The organism is Halobacillus halophilus DSM 2266 (assembly GCF_000284515.1).
GTDB lineage: Bacteria > Bacillota > Bacilli > Bacillales > Halobacillaceae > Halobacillus > Halobacillus halophilus.
The window spans coordinates 2,459,414-2,480,440 of the sequence record NC_017668.1 but is presented as its reverse complement, the minus strand read 5'-3'; the positions used below and the strand labels follow the sequence as shown (position 1 = coordinate 2,480,440).

Sequence of the window (21,027 nt, the reverse complement as noted above, 5' to 3'; positions counted from 1 at the left end):
TCATGACATTTCTCATGACGGCTCTTTATATTTACTCACATATTTTTTGCGCTCTCAGGGTAAGGATACATACATAATCATTATTTAAAGAGAGGGAATGTCATGTTTCGTTTTGAGAAAGTCAGTCAAGATCCATTAACTAACCTTACATTTACGATCGAAAAGAAAGAAAAAGTAATCTTGTTTGGCCCTTCAGGCGCAGGGAAAAGTACTTTGTTATATTTATTTAATCGTTTAAGTGAGCCTGATAGCGGCGCCATCTACTTTAATGGAAAATCAATTAAAGATTATTCGGTAACTGAATTAAGGAGAAATGTTGGGTTGGTACTTCAGGCTCCTCACCTTTTTCCAGGCACGGTATTAGATAATCTAAAATATGGACCCTCGTTATTCGGGGAGTGGGAACAAGGAAATGCTGAGACCTTACTTGAATATGTACAGCTTCCATCCTCCTATCTACATAAAGATGTAAGCCATTTGTCTGGTGGTGAAGAGCAGCGTGTATCATTAGCTCGTACACTTGCAAATTCACCCGAGGTTCTGTTACTTGATGAGCCGACGAGCGCACTTGATTATCAAACCGCTGAAGAAATTGAAGAAGTGCTCGAAGGATTAATTAAGGAACATGAAATGACCATGGTGATGGTCACTCATAATTTGAATCAGGCTCGAAGACTGGGTGACAGAGGTCTCTTTATTATGGATGGAAATCTTCAGGAAGATGGAACGATTCCCGATATGCTAGACCACCCAAAAAACGAAAAACTGCTTAAATTTATTGAAGGATAGAGGATGTGAACGCTTTGACGCCAGAAGTCTCAAATCAGTCTTTGTTTTTTCTTATCATTTTTGTTATTATCCCTTTGACCCTCTCGTATTTTTATCAATTAGGACTGGGTAAAAATGTGTTATGGTCTGCTTTAAGGGGCACTGTTCAGTTATTTGCAATCGGATACATATTGACTTATTTATTTGATCTGCCTGCCAGTGTGGGGATCCCTTTAATGGTTGGAATAATGATTATTATTGCTACCTTTCATGCCAGACAAAAAGGAAAAGAGCTTCCCCATATATTACCTGTCATTTTTATAAGTCTTTTATTTGTAGAGGGAAGCGTCCTCACGATGTGGCTGGTCTTTGACATGGTACAATTCCGTCCGTCAGAAGTTATTCCTATGAGCGGTATGGTGATTGGGAACAGTATGGTAGCCATGGGACTAGCATTAGAAAGAATGAAAAGTGAATTTCGAGATAACAATGGACGGCTGCTCGCTGCGCTTTCACTAGGAGCTGAGCCCAAACAAGCCTCTCATTTAATTGTACAAAGAACGCTGCATGCTGCTCTAATTCCAAACGTGGACCGTTTAAAAACCATTGGACTGGTCCAACTGCCCGGGATGATGACTGGTTTAATACTGGGAGGGGTTGAACCAGTAATGGCTATTAAATATCAGCTGGTTATATCCTTAAGTATTTTTTCCTCAGTATCCATCAGTGCCATGTTTGTAACTCTCGCTATGTACAGATATTTCTTTAATAAAAACAAACAGCTTATTGAACCTGTAGAGTAATTTAAATATGCTTATACAGATTGTACAAGTGTTGTGAAACATAAAAAAAGTGTGATACTTAAAATAAGTATCACACTTTTTTAGTTCATTAACTGAAAAGATTGGAATAAATTGTCATTACTGAGAACCAACCAAACATCAATGCTGATGCACCAGCAAATAAGACGGCGAAGAAGTTTTTAGTTTTCAGTTCACGGAACACCGCAATTACACATAGAATTGCAACGAGTAAAAGAAGAATAGCTGTGACCAAGATCAGCACCCCCTAAATCCCTTTTCTTTATTATCATCCCCATAACAAGGATGTTATAATGTATGTAGCTTAGTTCAATCCTTATTCATTTTATAATATAAAAATGAAAATGTCGAGTTATCTATCCGTATTTTATTAAATTAAATGAGAGGTGTCTACCCATTGTTAAATATTTCTCGATTGCCATTGGGACCAATGGCTACAAACGCTTACATTGTCTATCAAAATAAAGAAGCGCTAGTTGTGGATCCAGGGGGCGATTTCCGAAAATTAGAAGCTTTTTTGAAAGAAAAAGAGTTAAAGGTAATAGGTGTATTATTAACTCATGCTCACTTTGATCACATAGGTGCTGTAGATGCAGTAAGAGAAGCTTACAACGTTCCTGTTTACTTGAATGAGGCAGAAAGTGACTGGCTGAGTGATCCAACAAAAAACGGTTCTGGATTTTTCCAAATGGGGCAGATTACAGCTCGTCCAGCAGATTATACACTTGAAAGCGGTCAGATGGAAATAGGGCCTTTTTCATTTGAAGTACGTCATACTCCTGGGCATTCTCCAGGAAGCGTATCTCTCGTCTTTAGAAACCAGCGTTTTACAATAGCGGGAGATACTTTATTTCAAAGAGGTATGGGAAGAACGGACTTACCAGGAGGAGATCGAGAACAATTACTGGATAGTATTCAAAGTCAATTATTCAGTCTTAGAAATGATATGCGCATTTACCCAGGGCATGGCATGCCTACGACAATCGAGGAAGAGCGTAAAGAAAACCCGTTTTTCACTTAAAAAAGAAATAAAAATCCTGTTATCCATTGGATAACAGGATTTTTTTAGTGTCCTCCAAAGCTCGGCACTAAAATAAATGAAGAATAATAAGTAAAACCGATCATGAAAACTGTCAAGTATGAGAAAAATATGTAAACATACATACGTTCAGACAGTTTAAGGTAACCCACAGTAAGGAAAAAAGCCGTTTGGGCAAGGGATAATAAGGAAGCCTCCATCATATCGCCTGTATAAAACATGACAGCAAAAATACCTGTCCAAAAGGCTAGCACTCTAAACATACGATCCATGCTTTTCCCCCTCCTTTTCCTTCGATAAACTATCATTAATATTATAAACGACCAAATCTCAATTGTAAATAAATCACTTAGCATTCTTTTTACATTATACACACAAGCAGACACCTTATACATTACCCTTAAACGCAGTAAGGAAAAACTTTCAATTGAAAATTACGAAAAAGATGTTTAAAATATTGTACAAAGGTTATACAATAACTGTACAACTTAATACATCAAATATTTAAGAGGAGCGGTGTTAATGGAAGAATTAAGATTTTACACTTACCCTAGTTGCACATCTTGTCGTCGTACAAAGTCCTGGTTGAAGAGTGAGGGAATTGATTTTAATGAACAGCATTTGTTCAGGGAGACTCCAACAGTGGAAGACCTTAGAAAAATATTATCTTTGACCACTTATGGAATTGACGAAATTCTTGCTAAGCGCAGCAAAGAGTTTAAATCCTTGGATATGGATGTAGAGGATCTTTCCCTTAACGAGTTTATTGATTTAGTAATTGAAAAACCAAAACTCTTAAGACGCCCTATTCTAACTGATGGAGAAAAATTAGTGGTTGGATATGATTTGGAAGGGTTACGTGGAATTACAAATCAGAAACTTGAATACGCGGCAAGTATTTCTTAAATTACGTTATGAAAGAGGAACCCGATATGGCCAACTTCGTTTAATTAATCATCGCAAACCATGATCTGTGGGAATGCGATGATTTTTTATTAGTTCTTGGTTTGCTGTAATTTGTAGTAAGTGTCTAACGATTTCATATTTCCAGAGTAGTCTGTTATCTCCCATTTACAATGAATACTCTCATTACTTTCTCTATTACAGGTGGACTGAGCTTGTCCATTAGGCGTTGTTAAGCTGTAATAAGGATCTTCTTCAGGAGAGATCTCATTCCACCGTATAAGCAAATTTTGCTGAGCGGTTTCTAATAAATTCTGTCTGACGATAGATAGAATATAGGTATCGTTGAACAAAACTTGGTTCTGATAGCGTTGTACAGAACTTATAGTAAGAAAAATAATCACCAATCCTATACCTGCTACCCAGGGAAAGATAACTCCCTGCTGATTAAGGAGCGGATCTATGAATGTTTTTTTGATAAACACCACCACCTTCCATTTGTAACTTAATCATTATATAGTGAGTATGATTGGTTAAGTGAATTGCTTCTACATTCTGTAGTAAAACCTCATGACCAGAAAGGTTTACTCTTCTCCTAATAAGATTCTGATATTGTTCAATAGTAATCTTGCGGTTTACAGCATCTGTGATAAAGATGCTGTTAGAAATCACCTCCACCTCACGACCTCTGTTTACTTCTTCCTGTAAGAACGAAAACATTTGCCGGACAGATAATTCCTCATAGTAATCAACGTCATGAATCATTCGAAACAAAGGAAAAGAGAGAATGAGGATTAATGAAATAATGATGAGGCTCATTAGAGTTTCCATTAAAGTAAACCCCTGGCTATGAATCTTTGGCATATAGACACACTTTCTTTATTTTCCTCAAATGCGTTTTCCACGTAATACAGCCTTCCACAAAGTTACTCTTCTCTACGAATTGAATTTGGAATGGTGATTCTTCATAACCTAAGTGTACATTCTGCAAATGTGGTTTCGTATAGGAGAGGCTGTGCAGTTCCTCATGAAGATAGGAAATGGCTATTCTTTCATTGGCCAAATCCTTTTGTAATAAACGAATGTGGCTGAGGGAGGGGAGTAGAAAGATAATAAGGCAAAGAAGAAGACTGACTGATGTGATCGTTTCAACTAAGGTAAATCCACTAGAGTTCTTCAATGGCTAACCTGCTCGCTCCAAAAGGGAATACGATTTTAAAGATGGTATGGGGCGTATGAATTTTCATAGTCCCTGGCTTTGTTACAACTCCATTTTCGTTAAACCGGACAGTGGCTTCAAGAGTAAGAAGTTGCATTCTCCAATTGTCGGGGAATGATCTTTGGAATATTGTAGTTTTATTTTTTTGATCATATAAGATATATTCATTTGTATTTGGTCGAAACAACAACATATAGTAAATATGGTCTTGCATAGTCAGCTGCTGGGTCAAAAGTACATCATCTTTCAGTTGTGACATGAATTGCGAAGATTGGATGTGCTGAAATGTGCGATGATGGAGAGGAACAATACTTAGAAGGAGAATGGACCAGAAGATAAGAACAATTAGAACTTCACTAATTGTATAGGCCTTAGACGATTTTGAACCATCAAGGAGCAGAGACTTCACCGGAATCTGAATCATATCCAAGTACGCCTCCATCAGGGCAGGTGGTTTGCTTTAAATATTGACCGTCAACTAGATCAGATAAATTGGAAGGATAAGCCCCGTTCTCGATAGAATAAGCTTCTGCTTGAGCCTGGGCTGTAATCACAAGTGCCTCGCAGCCTTTATCTCTAATCGTTCCGTTGTTTTTGGTTAAATTAGGTATAGTAATAATCATTAGTACAGAGATAACGAGCAGGACAATCAGCATTTCAATTAATGTAAAACCTTTTTCGTTTTTCATAAGTATCACTCCTGAATTTATATTTGATCCATCCACTGGTAGAGCGGAAGCATGATGGAAGCATAGATACAGACCACAATTACTGCAATTATAATAAAGAACAATGGTTGGATCATTAGCATCCATTTAAGCATTTTCTCTTGTACATATTCTATGAAAAATTCGGATAGCATCTCCAGTTCATGACTTAGAGCTTCTATGTCGTTTGTTTGATGGAACAAATTGGTTAGCTCGCTTTTTAAAAGAGAGCAGCTTTGCACCGATTGCCCGAGAGTTCTCCCTTCGGCTAGATGAGATATAATTTTTTCGCTGTAGAAAGACAATAATTCGTATCGATTGTGGCTGCTCATAATCTCAAGGGATTGTTTTAAAGGGAGTCCGGCTTTAAAAAGGGAATTAAGATGAGTAGTAAATAGAAAAGAAGTCATAAAGGAATGATAAATCTTTAGAAGGGGAACTTTTTCGTACAAATTAATACGTCTGCTTAGTGAAAGTCTTGGAAAAGTTAACTTCATAACTATCAGCCCAATGAACAAAGTAATCGATAAAACACCAAGTCCATTGATGAAATAATCTAATGCCATCATAAACCAGAGAGAAGAAGAATCCTCTCCTTGAAAAAGGACTAGGAAATTGGGGAGAATAGTATGTTTTAGAATACTAAAAGCAGCAATTAAAAACATTAAAAGAAACAGAGGGTATCGTAAAACTTGAAATAATTTATGAAAGTAATCTTTTTTCATTTTTAATAGCTCTTCACATTGTTTAAACATAGCTGGCAGGTCCTGGTGCACTCTGCCAAAATAGAGAAAGTTCGTTACCAGTGGTGAAAAGTGAACATGAAGGAAAGCGTTATCGATGGTTTCTCCCTTAGATAAGTGGATGTTAATTTCCTCTGACAGCGGTCTCAGGGAAGGATCCCATCCTGTCATCTTTAAGGCTTCCAATAATGGATACCCTTTATGGAGAATGTGGCTTAACCGATGGAAAAAGAGTATTTGAATAGCAACGGGGAGTTTCGTGTTTCTCCGGGTGAAGTTTACGAATAATTTATGAATCCGAGGGCATAAGCCTTCCTCCTTAAATGATCGAAAGACTGAAAATTATTCTGGGTATTGGGTGGGATATCCCGAATAGATGAGCTTAGAAGTCTGCCATCCAGCAATTCTAAGATAGCTGCGCGTCTAGGAAGCATTCCTTCTCCATGGATAGGCACAAGTTGCTGTGCAGCTATTGCGATCAAGGTTTGTTCCATGTCTGCCTGAGGAATATTCATTTCTCTTAACCGTCGAAGCGTTCCATAGGCATCCTTAGCATGAATAGTACTAATAACTAGATGTCCGCTCAAAGCAGCTCGAAATGCAAAGTGTGCAGTGTCGCGGTCTCTGATTTCCCCTACCATAAGTAGATCTGGATCATGACGAAGAGCTGCTTTTAAACCAGTATCATAAGTAATGCCGGCCTTTTCGTTTACTTGAACTTGTATAATGTTGTTTAAATTCTTTTCAATTGGATCTTCAAGTGTAATGGCTTGAAATGAACTGCGGTTCATTAAGGCCTGTAAAAGAGCATAAAGGGTGGTGGTTTTACCACTTCCTGTAGGTCCTGTGAACAGAATCATACCACTGGAATGGCTTAACCATTGTTCAATTCGTTTAAGTTGAGAGGGGAAAAGAAAAAGTTGTTCTAAGGGAGTATGATCCATAGGTGTTAGAATGCGGATAGCTAGGCTTTCTGTTCCTGTGATAGGAAGAGTGGAGAGGCGGAGATCGAAGATTGACTGGTCGCTTCGGTGTTGAAGAGTGCCATTCTGAGGACGCTTGATTTCTCCAATATCCATTCCTGACGTGAATTTAAAATAAGCGAGAAGTTTTTGGTAAAGTGGCAGGGGAAGGGAAGAGTGGGAAATTCTTTTACCATGAATACGGAAATAAATGCTAGCGTTTTCTGCAAACGGAGTGAAATGAATATCTGAAGCCGTTTGCTGTATCGCTGAGACTAGTAAATCGCGAGCGTAATTTGCTATGGACTGCAAAGGAGCTATCACCTCTTTTCATTAATTTTTTCACAAAGGATTATATTCGACATAATTCGGCTGATTCCTTCTTTTATTTTTGAACTTTTTATATCCCCCCAAGAGATGTATAATCAAGGAAACGTCCGTTTGGATATTCTTATTTAATTCGACACTCTGTTTTTGAGGGCAGGAGGAGCATTCACGTACACACGTATTATAGACGTCCTGGATAACCAGTTTTTTCACCCCGTTTCCTCTTACGCCATTAAAGATGGAAATTTGGATAGCCAGAGGCTTTGCCTGCTGAATACGTTAGTTGCTATTTTAATAAGATTTAATGATGACTATATTTTCAAGATAGGCTCTGTTAAAGTTTTTTGTTGATTTTCCATAAGAGGCTTATTATGCCACGTGTCTGGATGATGGAACAAGACGAGTTATTTCCCCACCAGACCTCTTCCACATAGAGTAACGGACCCCAACTATCTCGAAACTGCGTCTTACAGTAACGGGAGTTTAACCTTAAAATCAACACTTAAGTTTAACAAAGCCTAAAGATAAAATAAGAATGGAGGTTAATATGATTTACTTAATTGGTTTTATGGGCAGTGGAAAGTCAACTATAGCTGGAAAACTAAGCGATGAACTTAACTTGCCTTACATAGAAATGGATAAAGCAATAGAAGAGAAAGAGAAAATGCCTATTTCAGATATGTTTGCTCAATTTGGTGAAACGTACTTCCGTAAATGCGAAACTCATCTTCTCAAAAGTATTAACGAGGAAAGTGTTGTATCCACTGGCGGAGGAGTGATTTTAAAAGAAGAAAATCAGGACTATCTATCCACTGGAACGGTAGTGTTTTTGAGGGCCTCTTGGAACACGATTGTATCCAGATTGCAGAATGATCAGGATCGTCCTTTATGGAAAGGGGACTTAACTGAAAAGCAGGCTATATTCGCTGTGCGCCAGCCTATATACGAATCATTGGCTCATCAGATTATTGATGTAGATAATAAAAGCCCTGAAGAAATTGTTAATGAAATAATGGCTCGTCTAAAAAAGTAGAGATTCGGCCATACTATTCCTAAAGACACAAGTAAAGAGGGGATATTATGGACCGGAATGATTATGTAAAGTTTCTCACGGAAGAAATGGTTAAATATATGCAAATGAGTAAACAGGAAAAGAAGCAGAGAAAGGCAGCAAAGCCATCAAAGAAAAGCGCTTTTTATTGGTTTGGTATCATCCCTCTTGCTCTTAGGATGATTAAAAAAAAGCATAAAACGACGGAATATTGAAAGTGTCATTTCCGATAATTTAGCCGCTGACTTTTAGTCAGCGGCTAAATTTTTGATCACATAGGAGTTTGACTTTTGAGAAATATAAAATAAGCCTCCATTCAGGGCCTCCATTAAAATTCTCGGGCTGTACCTTGTATCAATTTGCTCCTGTTCTTTGGTGAATTGTTCTAGCCCAATATCTTCTGATGAATAAAAGGATTCTAAAAGATCTTTTTCTTCTTGCAAGTGCTTTAATGATCGTGTAGCCCAATCGTGGCTGATCGAAGACACATACCCTTCCACATATCGTTCAATACGTTTATAAGCGTTCTCCAAATTAATTAGAGGAGTCATAGGGAAGGTATAGTCTGATACAGTTGGTTCAAATTCCATCTTCCACAGTCTCTCCATCATATTAGGCAGAAGAGTTCCATGTACTAAATTAAGACCCAGGGACAAAGTTTCATCTTTACTTTGCTTGCCTCTGTAATGGAGGTGGATATTTACGACAAGCCACGGACAAAGAGCACGATTTTGGAGCGGTTGCTCTACAGCTTCATAAAGGCGAGCGGTTTTTCCTTTTTTGATGGCTGCTCCATAAATTGTATGAAGTTTCGGAGTACCTGCATGCAGGTAAATTCCGCCTTCTTTGGAGTGGCTTGTGTTTGTGAAGAGTAACTGCATAGGGTCTCCTGGTCGATTCATTTTTGTCATGTAATGCCAATAGAAAGGACGATTCATTATTTCTTCATCCATGCTGCTCGTTAATTGAACTCTCAAATGAGATTCACTTTTTTCCAGGATAGCGCAGCCGTAAGAGGTGAAAAACTGATGGACGAAATCAAAATAAGGGTTCAAAGTCAACTTGTTTCTCTCCTCTCGCTAATCGAATGTTCAACATAACTGACTAAATTGTTCAGTTTAATATCGATCTCGCCTTTGCTTTCAGATTGATCAAGTATTGTCTGAATTTGTTTATCGAATGAACCTCCGGGGATGTGTTCTAAGATATGGTCAAGGTCGCCTACCGCATTTTTAAACATCTCGATCTTTTCATAAAGCATCTTCATAATGTGGTCTTCAATGGTATTTTCAATTGCGAAATTATAAATTTTCACATCATGTTCCTGACCAAAACGGTGGATCCTGCCTATTCGCTGCTCCAGCCTCATAGGATTCCAGGGAAGGTCATAATTAATCATGTGATGACAGAATTGAAGGTTAATTCCTTCTCCGCCAGCTTCCGTCGCGATCAGGACTTGAGCTTGATTTTTAAACAATTGCTTCATCCAATCACGTTTACTCTTATTAAACTTTCCGCTGAAAGGTACTGAAGAGATTCCATGTTTTTGGAGGTACCATTGCAAATAAAATTGAGTGGCCCTATATTCGGTAAATACAATAAATTTTTCGTTTGTCTCACTGATCAGTTCTATCATTCTCTTCGCTTTAACGTGGTGTGGAAGTTGCTGAAGCTGCTCAATAAATTTTGAATAAACAGTCATTTCCTTCTCATTTGACTGCTGTCTCATCTGATTTAGCGACATATAACACGCTTCTCTTGAGGAGCACAATTCTTTAGCTAACGTCAGCCAAGTAAATGAAGGATGATCTGATTTTAAAAGTTCTAATTCCTGGTACATATTTTGTTCTTCCTCGGTAAATTTCAGCCGCTCATTTACTACTATACGTTTAGAGTCATCAAGTCCTGTATCTTTTCGACGGTTTCTGATCATCATTTTTCCAACAAGTGAATGAATGTGTTCAATATTCCCTTGTTTATTTGCTTCATAGCGGTATTTTTTCTTAAAATCTGTCAAATTTCCAAGGTATCCAGGCTTTAAAATCGAGACAAGATTAAATAAATCACTGAGCTTGTTTTGTATAGGTGTTGCTGTAAGCAGAAGACAGTACGTTTTTTTAAGTTCTTGTACAAACTGATAGTTTTTGGTTTGATGGTTTTTTAATTTATGTGCTTCATCGATGATAATGAAATCATATGGAATAGACAAAATTTCCTGACGGTGAGCTTCTCTTTTAGCCATATCAATAGAGGTGACTGTCACGTCCCAGTCTGACCAGGCTGCTTGCTTTTTTCTAGGGGAAGCAGCTTGAATGTAGAATTTTTCGTTAAGTTCTTGAACCCACTGATTCACCAGTGAAGCGGGTGTAAGGATTAAGATCTTACGAGCAATGCCTCGAATCATGTATTCTTTTAAAATCAAACCAGCTTCCAGCGTCTTTCCCAGTCCTACTTCATCAGCCAGAATGGCTCTTCCATTCATTTGATGAATGACTCTTTCAGCTGCCTCAACCTGGTGATCCAGAAATTGCACATGTGGTAGGTGTTCCAAAGCAAGGAGTCCATCGAAATTAGGAACTGTATTAATCTTTGCAGCCTGGTAAGCAAGTTTGAATCCTTCCCAGGTGGAGAGATGATTTGGATTGTTCAAGTTATCACGTAAAGTAGGAATAAATGTATGATCAGGATGAATTTCAGCCATAGTTGTGAGCCTCCATCTATTCTAAAAAGATTATTAAAAATTAAGAATGATTCTACAAATTCAATGTCAAATTGTGATGACGCTGTGATATAATGATGTCGAATGAATAAGTGAAGCCTTACGTTTTTAAATAGTATGTCCAATAGAATCTAAGAAAATACGAATATGAAGCGAATGACTGCAGGGGGAGAGTCTACTTACGTAGCGCCGAAGGAGCAAGCATGCTGTGAATCTCTCAGGCAAACAGACCTCTGTAGGACGCAGCTCTGGAGAGCGTTTACTAACAGTAAACCACCCAAGAAGCAAATGGTTCTTCTTTAAATAGAAGAAGAATTATCAAACTTTCTGGTGAATGGACAGAGACTCCTAATCGAAAAACGGTGGAGTCTCTTTTTTATGGATGAAATTAGAAGGTAAAGGAGCGGTTGTATGGCTGAGTTAAAACGAACACCTTTGTATGCCGAGTATAAGAAACTGGGAGCAAAAACAGTTGATTTTGGGGGATGGGATCTGCCTGTACAGTTTTCAAGTATAAAAGGGGAACATGAGGCAACAAGAACCAAAGCAGGGTTATTCGACGTTTCCCATATGGGTGAAGTGCTGGTAGAAGGGGATGGAAGTCTCTCTTTTTTACAAAAAATGCTCACAAATGATGTTTCTAAACTTGAACCCGGGAAGGCTCAGTACACAATAATGTGCTATGAAAATGGCGGTACTGTAGACGATCTTATTGTTTACCAATTAGAAACAGATAAATACCTGCTAGTTATTAATGCTGCTAACCGCGAGAAAGATGTGGAGTGGCTCGAAAAACACCAGGAAAATGGTGTTTCCATCAAAGATCTATCTGATGAATACGTTCAATTAGCACTCCAAGGTCCAAAAGCTGTAGAAATCTTACAATCCATAACAAAAACCGATGTTTCAGAAATAAAGTTTTTCCGTTTTATAGCAGATGTTTCTATCGATAATGTGAAAGATGGTGCTATTGTCTCCCGAACAGGTTATACGGGAGAAGATGGTTTTGAGATCTATCTACCTGCTGCTTCCGGACCAGATCTATGGCAGGTTCTGCTTGAAGCAGGTGATAAGCATGGAATTCGCCCTGTAGGACTCGGAGCAAGAGATACACTCAGATTTGAAGCTAACTTAGCCCTTTACGGTCAGGAGCTTAGTGCTGAGATCAGCCCAATTGAAGCTGGACTGGGTTTTGCTGTCAAAACAAAGAAGGAAGATGAGTTTATTGGTAAACAGGTTCTGAAGAAGCAAAAAGAAGAAGGTCCTTCCCGCAAGCTCGTTGGTATAGAGATGATCGATAAAGGAATTCCTCGTACCCACTATGAAGTTTTTGATGGAGAAAAGCCAATTGGATTTGTTACGACCGGAACGCAGTCTCCCACGCTTGGTAAAAATGTAGGGCTCGCACTACTAGATTGTAATTACACGGAGATGGGCACAGAAGTAACCGTTCAGGTAAGAAAAAAACGTCTTCAGGCAAAAGTGGTTCCTACACCATTTTACAAAAGATAAAGTTTTGAGGGGGAAGTACGTATGGAATTTCGATATCTGCCAATGACTGAACAAGATAAGCAAGATATGCTTAACCGAATTGGTGTTCAGAAATCTGAAGAACTATTCTCAGATATTCCAGAAAATATCAGATTTAAAGGGAACTTGGATCTAAAGGAACCAAAAAATGAATTTCAATTAATGAATGAACTTACGAAGATGGCCCAGGAAAATGTAACTTTGAAGTCGCACACTTCATTTCTGGGAGCAGGCGTTTACGATCATTACATTCCTTCGATCGTAGATCATGTAATATCCCGCTCTGAATTTTACACAGCCTATACACCATACCAGCCGGAAATTTCCCAGGGCGAATTACAGGCCATCTTTGAGTTTCAGACTATGATCTGTGAATTGACAGGAATGGATGTGGCTAACTCCTCTATGTATGATGGAGGCACGGCGCTTGCGGAAGCCGTAAATCTTTCAGCCGGTCAGACAAAACGAAAGAAAGTCCTCGTTTCTAAGGCCGTCCATCCTGAATCACTTGCTGTTATTCATTCTTATGTAAAGGGTCCAGGGGTTGAAGTTGTAGAAATCGATCATAAGCACGGAAAGACAGACTTGATCCAATTAGAATCCGAATTAGACGATAATACGGCGAGTGTAGTCCTTCAATATCCAAATTTCTTTGGTCAGATCGAACCTCTTGATGAAGTTAGAAAAATAGTAGATACTCAGAAAAAAACGATGATGATTACTTCAAGTAACCCACTGGCCTTAGGTTATTTAACACCGCCTGGTGAATTTGGAGCGGATATTGTAACTGGCGATGCTCAAGTATTTGGAATTCCTGCCCAGTATGGCGGTCCACATTGTGGGTATTTTGCTACCACCAAGAAATTAATGAGGAAAGTGCCGGGTCGGCTAGTGGGGCAAACAGTAGACGAGGACGGGCGTCGTGGGTTTGTACTTACTCTTCAAGCTCGTGAGCAGCATATACGCCGTGATAAAGCGACTTCCAATATTTGTTCCAATCAAGCGCTTAATGCGTTAGCATCTTCCGTTGCCATGTCCTCTCTAGGGAAACAAGGTCTTAGGAAAATGTCATGGATGAATATCCAGAAAGCCGCTTATATGAAAAAACAATTACAATCAAACAACATCGATGTCGTATTTGATGGAGCTTTCTTTAATGAACTTGTGGTAAAACTGGATCGTGATATTAAGGAAGTTAACCAGATTCTGCTTCAAAAAGGAATAATCGGCGGTTATGATCTTTCCCAGATGGATAACAGTTTACAAAATCATATGCTGGTAGCCGTAACTGAAATAAGGACGAAAGAAGAGATTGATCAATTTGTAAAAGAAGTGGGGGATATTCATGGCTGATCAGGACTTTCCTTTAATTTTTGAATTGAGCCAAGAGAGCAGAACAGGTTTTAGTCTTCCAGACCTTGATGTGCCTGAAATGGATGCAGAAGACATGATCGGCTCCTCTTTTGTAAGAAATAAGGCAGCTGACCTTCCGGAAGTAAGTGAGCTTCAAATTATGCGGCACTACACGGCCCTTTCCAAGAGAAATCATGGAGTTGACTCCGGTTTTTATCCACTTGGATCCTGCACGATGAAATATAATCCTAAAATGAACGAAGATGTAGCTCGTTTAACTGGATTCAGTCACATCCATCCGTATCAGGCATCAGAAACTGTCCAGGGTGCGCTTCATTTGTTGTACGACTTGCAGCAATCACTTGTATCCATAACGGGTATGGATACGGTTACGCTTCAGCCTGCTGCAGGGGCGCATGGTGAATGGACGGGGTTAATGATGATTCGCGCTTATCATGAAGCAAATGGAGACTACGGTCGAACGAAAGTTATCGTACCAGACTCTGCTCATGGTACAAATCCTGCTTCGGCGACAGTGGCCGGCTTTGAAGCTGTGACTGTCAAGTCCGACGAGCGAGGATTGGTAGACCTCGAAGATCTCCGGAGAGTCGTAGATGAACAAACAGCAGCGCTCATGCTGACGAACCCAAATACATTAGGGCTTTTTGAGGAAGATATTGAAGAAATGGCAGCTGTGGTTCATGAGGCTGGTGGAAAGTTGTATTATGACGGAGCAAACCTAAACGCTATTTTAGGTTATGCACGTCCAGGGGATATGGGATTTGATGTGGTTCACCTGAATCTTCATAAAACATTTACCGGTCCTCATGGAGGAGGCGGGCCTGGATCTGGCCCCGTTGGAGTGTCAGCAGAACTGGAACCATATCTTCCAAAGCCTATATTGACAAAAGTAAATAATCAGTATCAATTCGATTATGATCGTCCTAAATCGATTGGTCGAGTGAAACCTTATTATGGTAATTTCGGAATTAACGTACGTGCTTACACGTATATACGAACGATGGGACCTGAAGGTCTGAAAAAAGTAAGTGAATATGCTGTAATCAATGCAAATTATATGATGAGACGATTGCAAGAGCAATATGAGCTTCCATTTGATCGACATTGCAAGCATGAGTTTATCTTATCTGGGAAACGCCAGAAGAAAATGGGCGTACGTACGCTGGATATAGCTAAGCGTCTGCTGGACTTTGGCTACCATCCGCCAACTATTTACTTCCCAATAAATGTAGAAGAAGCATTAATGATAGAACCCACAGAAACTGAGTCGAAAGAAACGCTGGATGCTTTCGTAGAGGCTATGATCCAAATCTCCAATGAAGCGAAAGACAATCCTGAAATTGTACAGGAAGCTCCTCATAGTACTATAGTCAGTCGTATGGATGAAACACAGGCGGCTCGTAAACCAGTCTTAAGTTATAAGAAGGGCGAAACTGAGTAACAAATGCCGGAGTCATTTGAATAGATGAATTTAACTATTTAGACATACCAATAAATTGGGTAATGGTATAGCAGAAGCCCGTGACTCTGCATCGTTCAGGGACGCAGAAAAGTAATATTTCCCCGGGTTCTCCTATACCAATTGATCCTTAATTTTCCATACACGTATTCCGAACGAGAGAGTTTCACTCTAAGTTAATAAAGTGATTGAATAAAGCTCAAAAAAATAAGACCTGAAAGCCGGGTTGTAACCCTGGCTTTCAGGTCTTATTTTTATTTTGACTTTTTAGTTTTAATTTTTCCTCCCCATTTTTTAAAACCGCCTTGCAGAACATTAAGATCTTTATAATCTTTTTTGTTCAGCAGCATGGCAGCCCGGGTTGATCTAGCTCCACTCTGGCAATACAAATAGACAGGTTTGTCTTTCCGAATTTCGATAAGGCGGTTTTTCATTTGCGACAATGGGATATTTCGTGCTCCCAGTATATGACCGCCTTCAAATTCTTTTGGTTCACGAACATCAATAAGCTGAGCTTTACGGTAGCCTTGTCTGAACTCTTCTTCTGTTAACGTACTCATTATTTTTTTGGATTTGAAGTATCTATATAAGCCAAATGCTATAAGAGCAATGACAGCTCCGATCAAGATCCAAAGTTCCATAGTATGTCCCCCCATTTCTCTTTTCCTCTATCTATTATAGGAGGGAATCGTTAGCTTTTCAAAAAAAGTTTATTGTATGTTAGAATTTCAAAGTTGGTATAATCGTTTTTTTTATGGTGTACCTATGCAAATAATGAATTAAGTGAAAAATCCCTAAAAAACAGCTTCTTACTTTTGAAATCTAGCTTACACTGCTTTCTGCGTACGATTAGTAGATTGACAAAATTCAACACATTCGTTCAATAACACTATATATTGAAAAAATTCAATTTAGGAACACAATATATTGATTAAGTTTTTGTAAATGTGGTATGTTACATATACATACAAAATGAAAAAACTTATTTTATCATTCAAGGGAGAGATTCATAATGCAAACCACCACCTCCAATGATACCTATGCCAAGGTTAATGTAGATCGGTTAAATGCAGATATTCGACAGTTTTCTCAAGTACATGAAATAACAGCAGATATGAAGATTACTCACAAGGGCGTTTCAAGACTGGTTATGCTTGATAGGTATGCATTTAAAGATACCGAAAAACTTACGTTAGCAGAGAACGATTTTGTGGTGCTTACGGTGAAAGATGATCCGAAATTTCCTGCTCGAGGCTTTGGTTTCATTCAGTCAATTGATTGGGAAAAACACGAGGCAGTAGTGAAAGTAGAGGATGAATTCGTAAGCGTTCTTGATCATGAAAATGAAAGAGAGACAGGCTTAATAACCCGAAACCTGGATACCATTGATAAGCCGCTGGAAGTGTATTATGAGCAAATTGCTCTTCGCAATGCTACAGGATTGTCGGAGGTAGAAACGGATCCCGTTCAAAAGCAAAAAAGCTTTGATAACTTTTATAACGAACTCTCAAATTTGAACTTCATCCCAGCAGGCCGTGTATTATATGGAGCAGGTTCTAATACTGATGTAACCTATTTCAATTGCTACGTTATGCCTTATATTCAAGATTCCAGAGAAGGTATATCCGATCATCGTAAACAAGTGATGGAAATTATGTCACGCGGTGGCGGAGTAGGGACAAATGGTTCTACTCTAAGGCCAAGAAATACACTAGCTCGTGGAGTTAATGGGAAATCCTCTGGTTCTGTATCATGGCTTGATGATATTGCTAAGCTGACTCACCTGGTGGAGCAGGGTGGCTCAAGGCGGGGAGCACAAATGATTATGCTTGCCGACTGGCATCCGGACATCATTGAGTTCATTATTTCTAAAATGCAAAATCCTAGAATATTACGTTTCCTTATTCAAAATACGGAAGATGAACAAATTAAACAACTGGCTAAAGACAAACTCAAGTTCACACCTTTAACGGAAACAGAGAAAGACCTTTTTCAAAGTGTTGTAAATTACAAGCATATGCCTGGTTCAGGTGGATTTACGGAAAAGGCTATTCAGGAAGCCGAGGAGAAACTTTATATTGGCGGTACGTATACAGTACACAACCCAGAATTCCTCACTGGAGCCAATATTTCAGTATGTATAACTAAGGAATTTATGGATGCTGTAGAAGAGGATACTGAATACCATTTGCGTTTTCCTGATGTAGAAAACTACACCAAAGAGGAAATGAAAATCTATAATGAAGAATGGCAAAGCAGCGGAGATGTAAGAGAGTGGGAAGAAAGAGGTTTCGGTATAAGGAATTACCGCACCGTTAAAGCTTCAGAGCTCTGGAATTTAATTAATATATGTGCAACTTATTCAGCAGAACCTGGAATTTTCTTTATTGATAACGCCAATGAAAAAACAAATGCTTCTGCTTACGGACAAAAAGTTGTAGCTACAAACCCATGTGGTGAATAGTTTGCCTCATGTAAAACATTGCGGGATAAAGCGGGAAGGCTGAAATGCTGATCCGAACCGAAGGCTGGAATTAAATACTCCAGTCAGGGGCAACGCATAGGTGGTGAACCTCATTGTGAGAATATAATCCACCCACGAGACCGCAACATTACACGAGTTGTGTGATGAAAATGTATGCTGAACTTGCAGGAAAGAAAAACTGTAAGAACTTCTGGATAAAAAGCCGGAAGGATAACAACCTTGGAACAGCCACTAGCTCCATTCTCTGTATGTAACCTGGCAGCGGTTAATTTGGCCTCTGTTGCTGATAAAACAGAGAAGAAAGTAAACTATGAGCAACTTAAACAAACCGTTCAAACCGGCGTTCGGATGCAGGACAATGTTATTGATGCCACTCCTTATTTCTTGGAAGAAAATAAAGTACAAGCCCTTGGAGAGCGTCGGGTAGGACTTGGTGTTATGGGGCTCCACGATTTACTAATTTATTGTGAAACCGAATATGGCTCCGAAGAAGGAAACAAATTAGTAGATGAAATTTTTGGAGTAATTGCGACCACTGCCTATCGCACCTCAATTGAATTGGCCAAAGAAAAAGGCAGCTTTCCTTTCCTTCAAGGAACGAGTGAAGAGGAAACCAATAAATTGCGAGAAGCTTTTATTAACACTGGTTACATGAAAGATATGCCTGAAGATATTCGCGAAGGGGTAATGAAGTACGGAATTCGAAATTCTCACTTATTGACAGTAGCACCTACCGGAAGTACGGGTACAATGGTGGGCGTTAGTACGGGACTTGAACCTTACTTCTCTTTCTCTTATTATCGCAGTGGACGTTTGGGTAAATTTATTGAAGTAAAAGCAGATATTGTGAATGAGTATCTAGAGCAGCACCCTGACCAGGACCCTGATCATTTGCCTGAATGGTTTGTAACGGCTATGACAATGTCTCCTGAAGCGCATGCAGACACCCAATGTATTATCCAGCGCTGGGTTGACAGTTCTATTTCCAAGACCGTTAATGCTCCGAGAGGCTATTCGGTTGATCAGGTGGAAAAGGTTTATCAACGATTGTACCGTGGAGGAGCGAAAGGCGGTACCGTATATGTTGATGGAAGCCGTGATAGTCAAGTCCTAACCTTAAAAGCAGAGGAAAATGAATTCGACGGGGAACAGACCGAGTTTGAATTTGAAGAAGAAAGAAAACCTCGTGTTGTTCTAATGGATACCGTACATGAGTTAGATAAGACGAATGTGACCATAGGATCTGAAGTAGGCGATACTTGTCCAGTCTGCCGAAAAGGAACTGTTGAAGATATTGGCGGCTGTAATACTTGTACGAATTGTAATGCACAATTGAAATGTGGTTTGTAGAATCTAATTAGTAAAAAGATTATATACCGGACTCACATTGAGTCCGGTATTACTTTTTTAGGAATTATGCTCGCTTGTCACAACAGGCAAACTAGTGTATCATTTTCATGAAACACCTACATAAAGACAGCCTGTATTGGGGGTTTATCATGCCAACACCAAGCATGGAAGATTATATTGAACAAATTTATATGCTTATAGAAGATAAAGGATATGCACGAGTATCTGATATTGCTGAAAATCTCCAGGTACATCCATCTTCTGTGACCAAAATGGTTCAAAAGTTGGACCGGGACCAATATTTGAATTACGAAAAATACCGTGGTCTCATTTTAACTCCTAAAGGAAAAAAAGTCGGGAAACGACTGGTTTACCGTCATGAGTTGTTAGAACAGTTTCTGGAAATAATAGGAGTAGATAAAGAAAACATTTATGAAGATGTAGAGGGAATTGAACATCATCTAAGTTGGAATTCTATTGATCGAATAGGAGATCTTGTCCAGTACTTTGATGAGAAACCCGCACGAGTAGACTCTCTTAGAGAAGTGCAGCAGAAGAACGAAGAGCAAAATCAAGAATAACCTTACCAAGGCGCAGATTTCTGCGTCTTTTTGTTATTCATCTTCTAAACAGCTCATAAGATTTCATAAGGGGTAAAAGCGGGGTGAAATTTTATGAAGGTTGATGGAGTATTCTCAGGTGGAGGTATGAAAGCATTAGCGTTTATAGGTGCTCTTGAGGAACTTGAAGAACAAGGTTATCATTTTAGCAGGCTTGCCGGCACTTCAGCAGGTTCAATTCTTGCAAGTATGACAGCAGCTGGCTATACCTCTGAGGAATTGAAAGAAAAATTGAAGAGTCTTTCCTTTGAATCTCTTGTTGATCTCCCCACTGCGGAGCGTTTATTTCCTTATTCCAAATGGTTACTACTATACTTTCGCATGGGTTTGTATAAGGGGAATCGCCTTGAGTGTACGATTGAAAAATGGCTCGAAGAAAAAGGGGTGCGAACGTTTGCGGATCTCCCCTCAGGATCATTAAAAATAGTATGTTCAGATCTAAGTATAGGTCGTATTATTGTGATACCTGATGACTTGAAAAGAGTCTATGGAATTGATCCCGCAACTTTTTCAGTAGCCAAGGCTGTGCGGATGAGTTCAGGACTCCCTTATTTTTTTATACCCATAAAGATTCATGGAAAGAACGGTAAATCCTTAATTGTAGACGGTGGAGTTTTAAGTAATTTTCCTATATGGATTTGGGAGGGGAAAGAAGGACGGCGGAAACGTCCGATAATAGGCTTGAAATTAAGCGACCCGCCTAGCCAGCTCCCAGCACAGAAAATCCGCAATGCTATTCAAATGTTTCATGCGCTTTTTAAAACGATGCAGCAGGCTCATGATGCCCGTTACATCTCTCATTCTAAAAGTAAGGATATTATTTTTATATCAGTCCAGGGATATGATACAACGGATTTTCATCTGAGTAACCAGGAAAAAGAAGATTTGATGAAGATTGGAAGGGTCCACGCTGCAGAGTTTTTGAAGAGGTGGACAAAATAAAAATCGAG

The 21,027-nt window shown here is 39.1% G+C and carries 22 protein-coding genes, 2 pseudogenes and 2 riboswitches; of the genes and pseudogenes, 13 read left to right on the top strand and 11 right to left on the bottom strand.

What is annotated here, in order from left to right; translation table 11 throughout:
• Positions 1–102: 102 nt before the first annotated feature.
• A complete protein-coding gene (locus tag HBHAL_RS12270; protein ID WP_014643751.1) occupies positions 103–789 on the top strand; it encodes an ABC transporter ATP-binding protein in 687 nt (228 codons plus the stop codon).
• 14 nt (positions 790–803) lie between these two features.
• Positions 804–1,571, top strand: a complete 768-nt coding sequence (locus tag HBHAL_RS12265) for an ABC transporter permease (RefSeq protein WP_051005600.1) — start codon at positions 804–806, stop codon at positions 1,569–1,571.
• 88 nt (positions 1,572–1,659) lie between these two features.
• Here the strand turns inward: HBHAL_RS12265 and HBHAL_RS20595 are convergent, their stop codons facing one another.
• Positions 1,660–1,824: a DUF2759 family protein gene (locus tag HBHAL_RS20595; RefSeq protein ID WP_065814012.1), complete on the bottom strand. Its 165-nt coding sequence runs from the start codon at positions 1,822–1,824 to the stop codon at positions 1,660–1,662.
• 162 nt (positions 1,825–1,986) lie between these two features.
• Between HBHAL_RS20595 and HBHAL_RS12260 the strand changes: the two genes are divergently transcribed.
• A complete protein-coding gene (locus HBHAL_RS12260; RefSeq protein WP_014643749.1) occupies positions 1,987–2,610 on the top strand; it encodes an MBL fold metallo-hydrolase in 624 nt (207 codons plus the stop codon).
• A 44-nt stretch (positions 2,611–2,654) separates the two neighbouring features.
• On the opposite strand, the gene HBHAL_RS12255 is transcribed toward HBHAL_RS12260, so the two are convergent.
• Entirely contained in the window at positions 2,655–2,900 is a 246-nt protein-coding gene (locus tag HBHAL_RS12255) for a DUF2626 domain-containing protein (protein ID WP_014643748.1), read from the bottom strand.
• A 250-nt stretch (positions 2,901–3,150) separates the two neighbouring features.
• Here HBHAL_RS12255 and HBHAL_RS12250 point away from each other — a divergent pair, with 250 nt between their 5' ends.
• Positions 3,151–3,534, top strand: a complete 384-nt coding sequence (locus tag HBHAL_RS12250) for a Spx/MgsR family RNA polymerase-binding regulatory protein (protein ID WP_014643747.1) — start codon at positions 3,151–3,153, stop codon at positions 3,532–3,534.
• 444 nt (positions 3,535–3,978) lie between these two features.
• On the opposite strand, the gene comGF is transcribed toward HBHAL_RS12250, so the two are convergent.
• Genes comGF through comGA form a run of 6 tightly spaced genes read right to left on the bottom strand, consistent with a single transcriptional unit; the run spans position 3,979 to position 7,474 of the window.
• Entirely contained in the window at positions 3,979–4,395 is a 417-nt protein-coding gene (comGF, locus tag HBHAL_RS12240) for a competence type IV pilus minor pilin ComGF (RefSeq protein WP_014643746.1), read from the bottom strand.
• The gene (locus HBHAL_RS12235) at positions 4,379–4,711 is read right to left on the bottom strand and encodes a hypothetical protein (protein ID WP_014643745.1); all 333 of its coding nucleotides are present in this window, start codon (positions 4,709–4,711) and stop codon (positions 4,379–4,381) included. The genes comGF and HBHAL_RS12235 overlap by 17 nt, the downstream gene beginning before the upstream one ends.
• Complete coding sequence (comGD, locus tag HBHAL_RS12230; protein ID WP_262983428.1) at positions 4,698–5,174, bottom strand: competence type IV pilus minor pilin ComGD; 477 nt, start codon at positions 5,172–5,174, stop codon at positions 4,698–4,700. The genes HBHAL_RS12235 and comGD overlap by 14 nt, the downstream gene beginning before the upstream one ends.
• Positions 5,140–5,439, bottom strand: coding sequence for a competence type IV pilus major pilin ComGC (comGC, locus tag HBHAL_RS12225; protein WP_014643743.1), 300 nt, complete (start codon positions 5,437–5,439; stop codon positions 5,140–5,142). Before comGC ends, comGD begins: the two co-directional genes overlap by 35 nt.
• Positions 5,440–5,456: 17 nt before the next feature.
• Entirely contained in the window at positions 5,457–6,497 is a 1,041-nt protein-coding gene (locus tag HBHAL_RS12220; protein WP_065814011.1) for a type II secretion system F family protein, read from the bottom strand.
• Complete coding sequence (comGA, locus tag HBHAL_RS12215) at positions 6,479–7,474, bottom strand: competence type IV pilus ATPase ComGA (protein ID WP_014643741.1); 996 nt, start codon at positions 7,472–7,474, stop codon at positions 6,479–6,481. Before comGA ends, HBHAL_RS12220 begins: the two co-directional genes overlap by 19 nt.
• Before the next feature lie 562 nt (positions 7,475–8,036).
• On the opposite strand from comGA, the gene HBHAL_RS12205 reads away from it, so the two are divergent.
• Together HBHAL_RS12205 and HBHAL_RS12200 are read left to right on the top strand one after the other, a co-directional pair.
• A complete protein-coding gene (locus HBHAL_RS12205; RefSeq protein ID WP_014643740.1) occupies positions 8,037–8,522 on the top strand; it encodes a shikimate kinase in 486 nt (161 codons plus the stop codon).
• A 47-nt stretch (positions 8,523–8,569) separates the two neighbouring features.
• On the top strand, positions 8,570–8,755 hold the full coding sequence (locus tag HBHAL_RS12200) for a YqzE family protein (RefSeq protein ID WP_014643739.1): 186 nt from the start codon (positions 8,570–8,572) through the stop codon (positions 8,753–8,755).
• A gap of 33 nt (positions 8,756–8,788) precedes the next feature.
• Here the strand turns inward: HBHAL_RS12200 and HBHAL_RS12195 are convergent, their stop codons facing one another.
• Both HBHAL_RS12195 and HBHAL_RS12190 read right to left on the bottom strand, forming a co-directional pair.
• Positions 8,789–9,601, bottom strand: a complete 813-nt coding sequence (locus HBHAL_RS12195; RefSeq protein ID WP_014643738.1) for a YqhG family protein — start codon at positions 9,599–9,601, stop codon at positions 8,789–8,791.
• The gene (locus HBHAL_RS12190; protein ID WP_014643737.1) at positions 9,598–11,241 is read right to left on the bottom strand and encodes a DEAD/DEAH box helicase; all 1,644 of its coding nucleotides are present in this window, start codon (positions 11,239–11,241) and stop codon (positions 9,598–9,600) included. The genes HBHAL_RS12195 and HBHAL_RS12190 overlap by 4 nt, the downstream gene beginning before the upstream one ends.
• Positions 11,242–11,415: 174 nt before the next feature.
• Positions 11,416–11,502, top strand: a riboswitch (glycine riboswitch).
• A gap of 3 nt (positions 11,503–11,505) precedes the next feature.
• A riboswitch (glycine riboswitch) is annotated at positions 11,506–11,603 on the top strand.
• Positions 11,604–11,670: 67 nt separating this feature from the next.
• Here HBHAL_RS12190 and gcvT point away from each other — a divergent pair.
• The 3 genes from gcvT to gcvPB are packed head-to-tail and all read left to right on the top strand — an operon-like array spanning position 11,671 to position 15,604.
• Positions 11,671–12,771, top strand: coding sequence for a glycine cleavage system aminomethyltransferase GcvT (gcvT, locus tag HBHAL_RS12185; RefSeq protein ID WP_014643736.1), 1,101 nt, complete (start codon positions 11,671–11,673; stop codon positions 12,769–12,771).
• A gap of 21 nt (positions 12,772–12,792) precedes the next feature.
• The gene (gene gcvPA, locus HBHAL_RS12180) at positions 12,793–14,142 is read left to right on the top strand and encodes an aminomethyl-transferring glycine dehydrogenase subunit GcvPA (RefSeq protein WP_014643735.1); all 1,350 of its coding nucleotides are present in this window, start codon (positions 12,793–12,795) and stop codon (positions 14,140–14,142) included.
• Positions 14,135–15,604: an aminomethyl-transferring glycine dehydrogenase subunit GcvPB gene (gcvPB, locus tag HBHAL_RS12175; protein WP_014643734.1), complete on the top strand. Its 1,470-nt coding sequence runs from the start codon at positions 14,135–14,137 to the stop codon at positions 15,602–15,604. The genes gcvPA and gcvPB overlap by 8 nt, the downstream gene beginning before the upstream one ends.
• A gap of 272 nt (positions 15,605–15,876) precedes the next feature.
• On the opposite strand, the gene HBHAL_RS12170 is transcribed toward gcvPB, so the two are convergent.
• On the bottom strand, positions 15,877–16,263 hold the full coding sequence (locus HBHAL_RS12170; RefSeq protein WP_014643733.1) for a rhodanese-like domain-containing protein: 387 nt from the start codon (positions 16,261–16,263) through the stop codon (positions 15,877–15,879).
• Positions 16,264–16,634: 371 nt separating this feature from the next.
• Between HBHAL_RS12170 and HBHAL_RS12165 the strand changes: the two are divergent.
• From HBHAL_RS12165 to HBHAL_RS12150, 4 genes and pseudogenes are all read left to right on the top strand, one after another.
• Positions 16,635–18,080: pseudogene (locus HBHAL_RS12165) on the top strand (vitamin B12-dependent ribonucleotide reductase); the annotation flags it as partial.
• Positions 18,081–18,329: 249 nt separating this feature from the next.
• A pseudogene (locus HBHAL_RS12160) lies at positions 18,330–19,457 on the top strand (vitamin B12-dependent ribonucleotide reductase); the annotation flags it as partial.
• Positions 19,458–19,606: 149 nt separating this feature from the next.
• On the top strand, positions 19,607–20,038 hold the full coding sequence (gene mntR / locus HBHAL_RS12155; protein ID WP_014643730.1) for a transcriptional regulator MntR: 432 nt from the start codon (positions 19,607–19,609) through the stop codon (positions 20,036–20,038).
• 93 nt (positions 20,039–20,131) lie between these two features.
• Positions 20,132–21,019 carry a patatin-like phospholipase family protein gene (locus tag HBHAL_RS12150; RefSeq protein ID WP_014643729.1) on the top strand — a complete coding sequence of 296 codons (888 nt, stop codon included), beginning with the start codon at positions 20,132–20,134 and terminating at the stop codon, positions 21,017–21,019.
• The last annotated feature ends 8 nt before the right edge of the window (positions 21,020–21,027 follow it).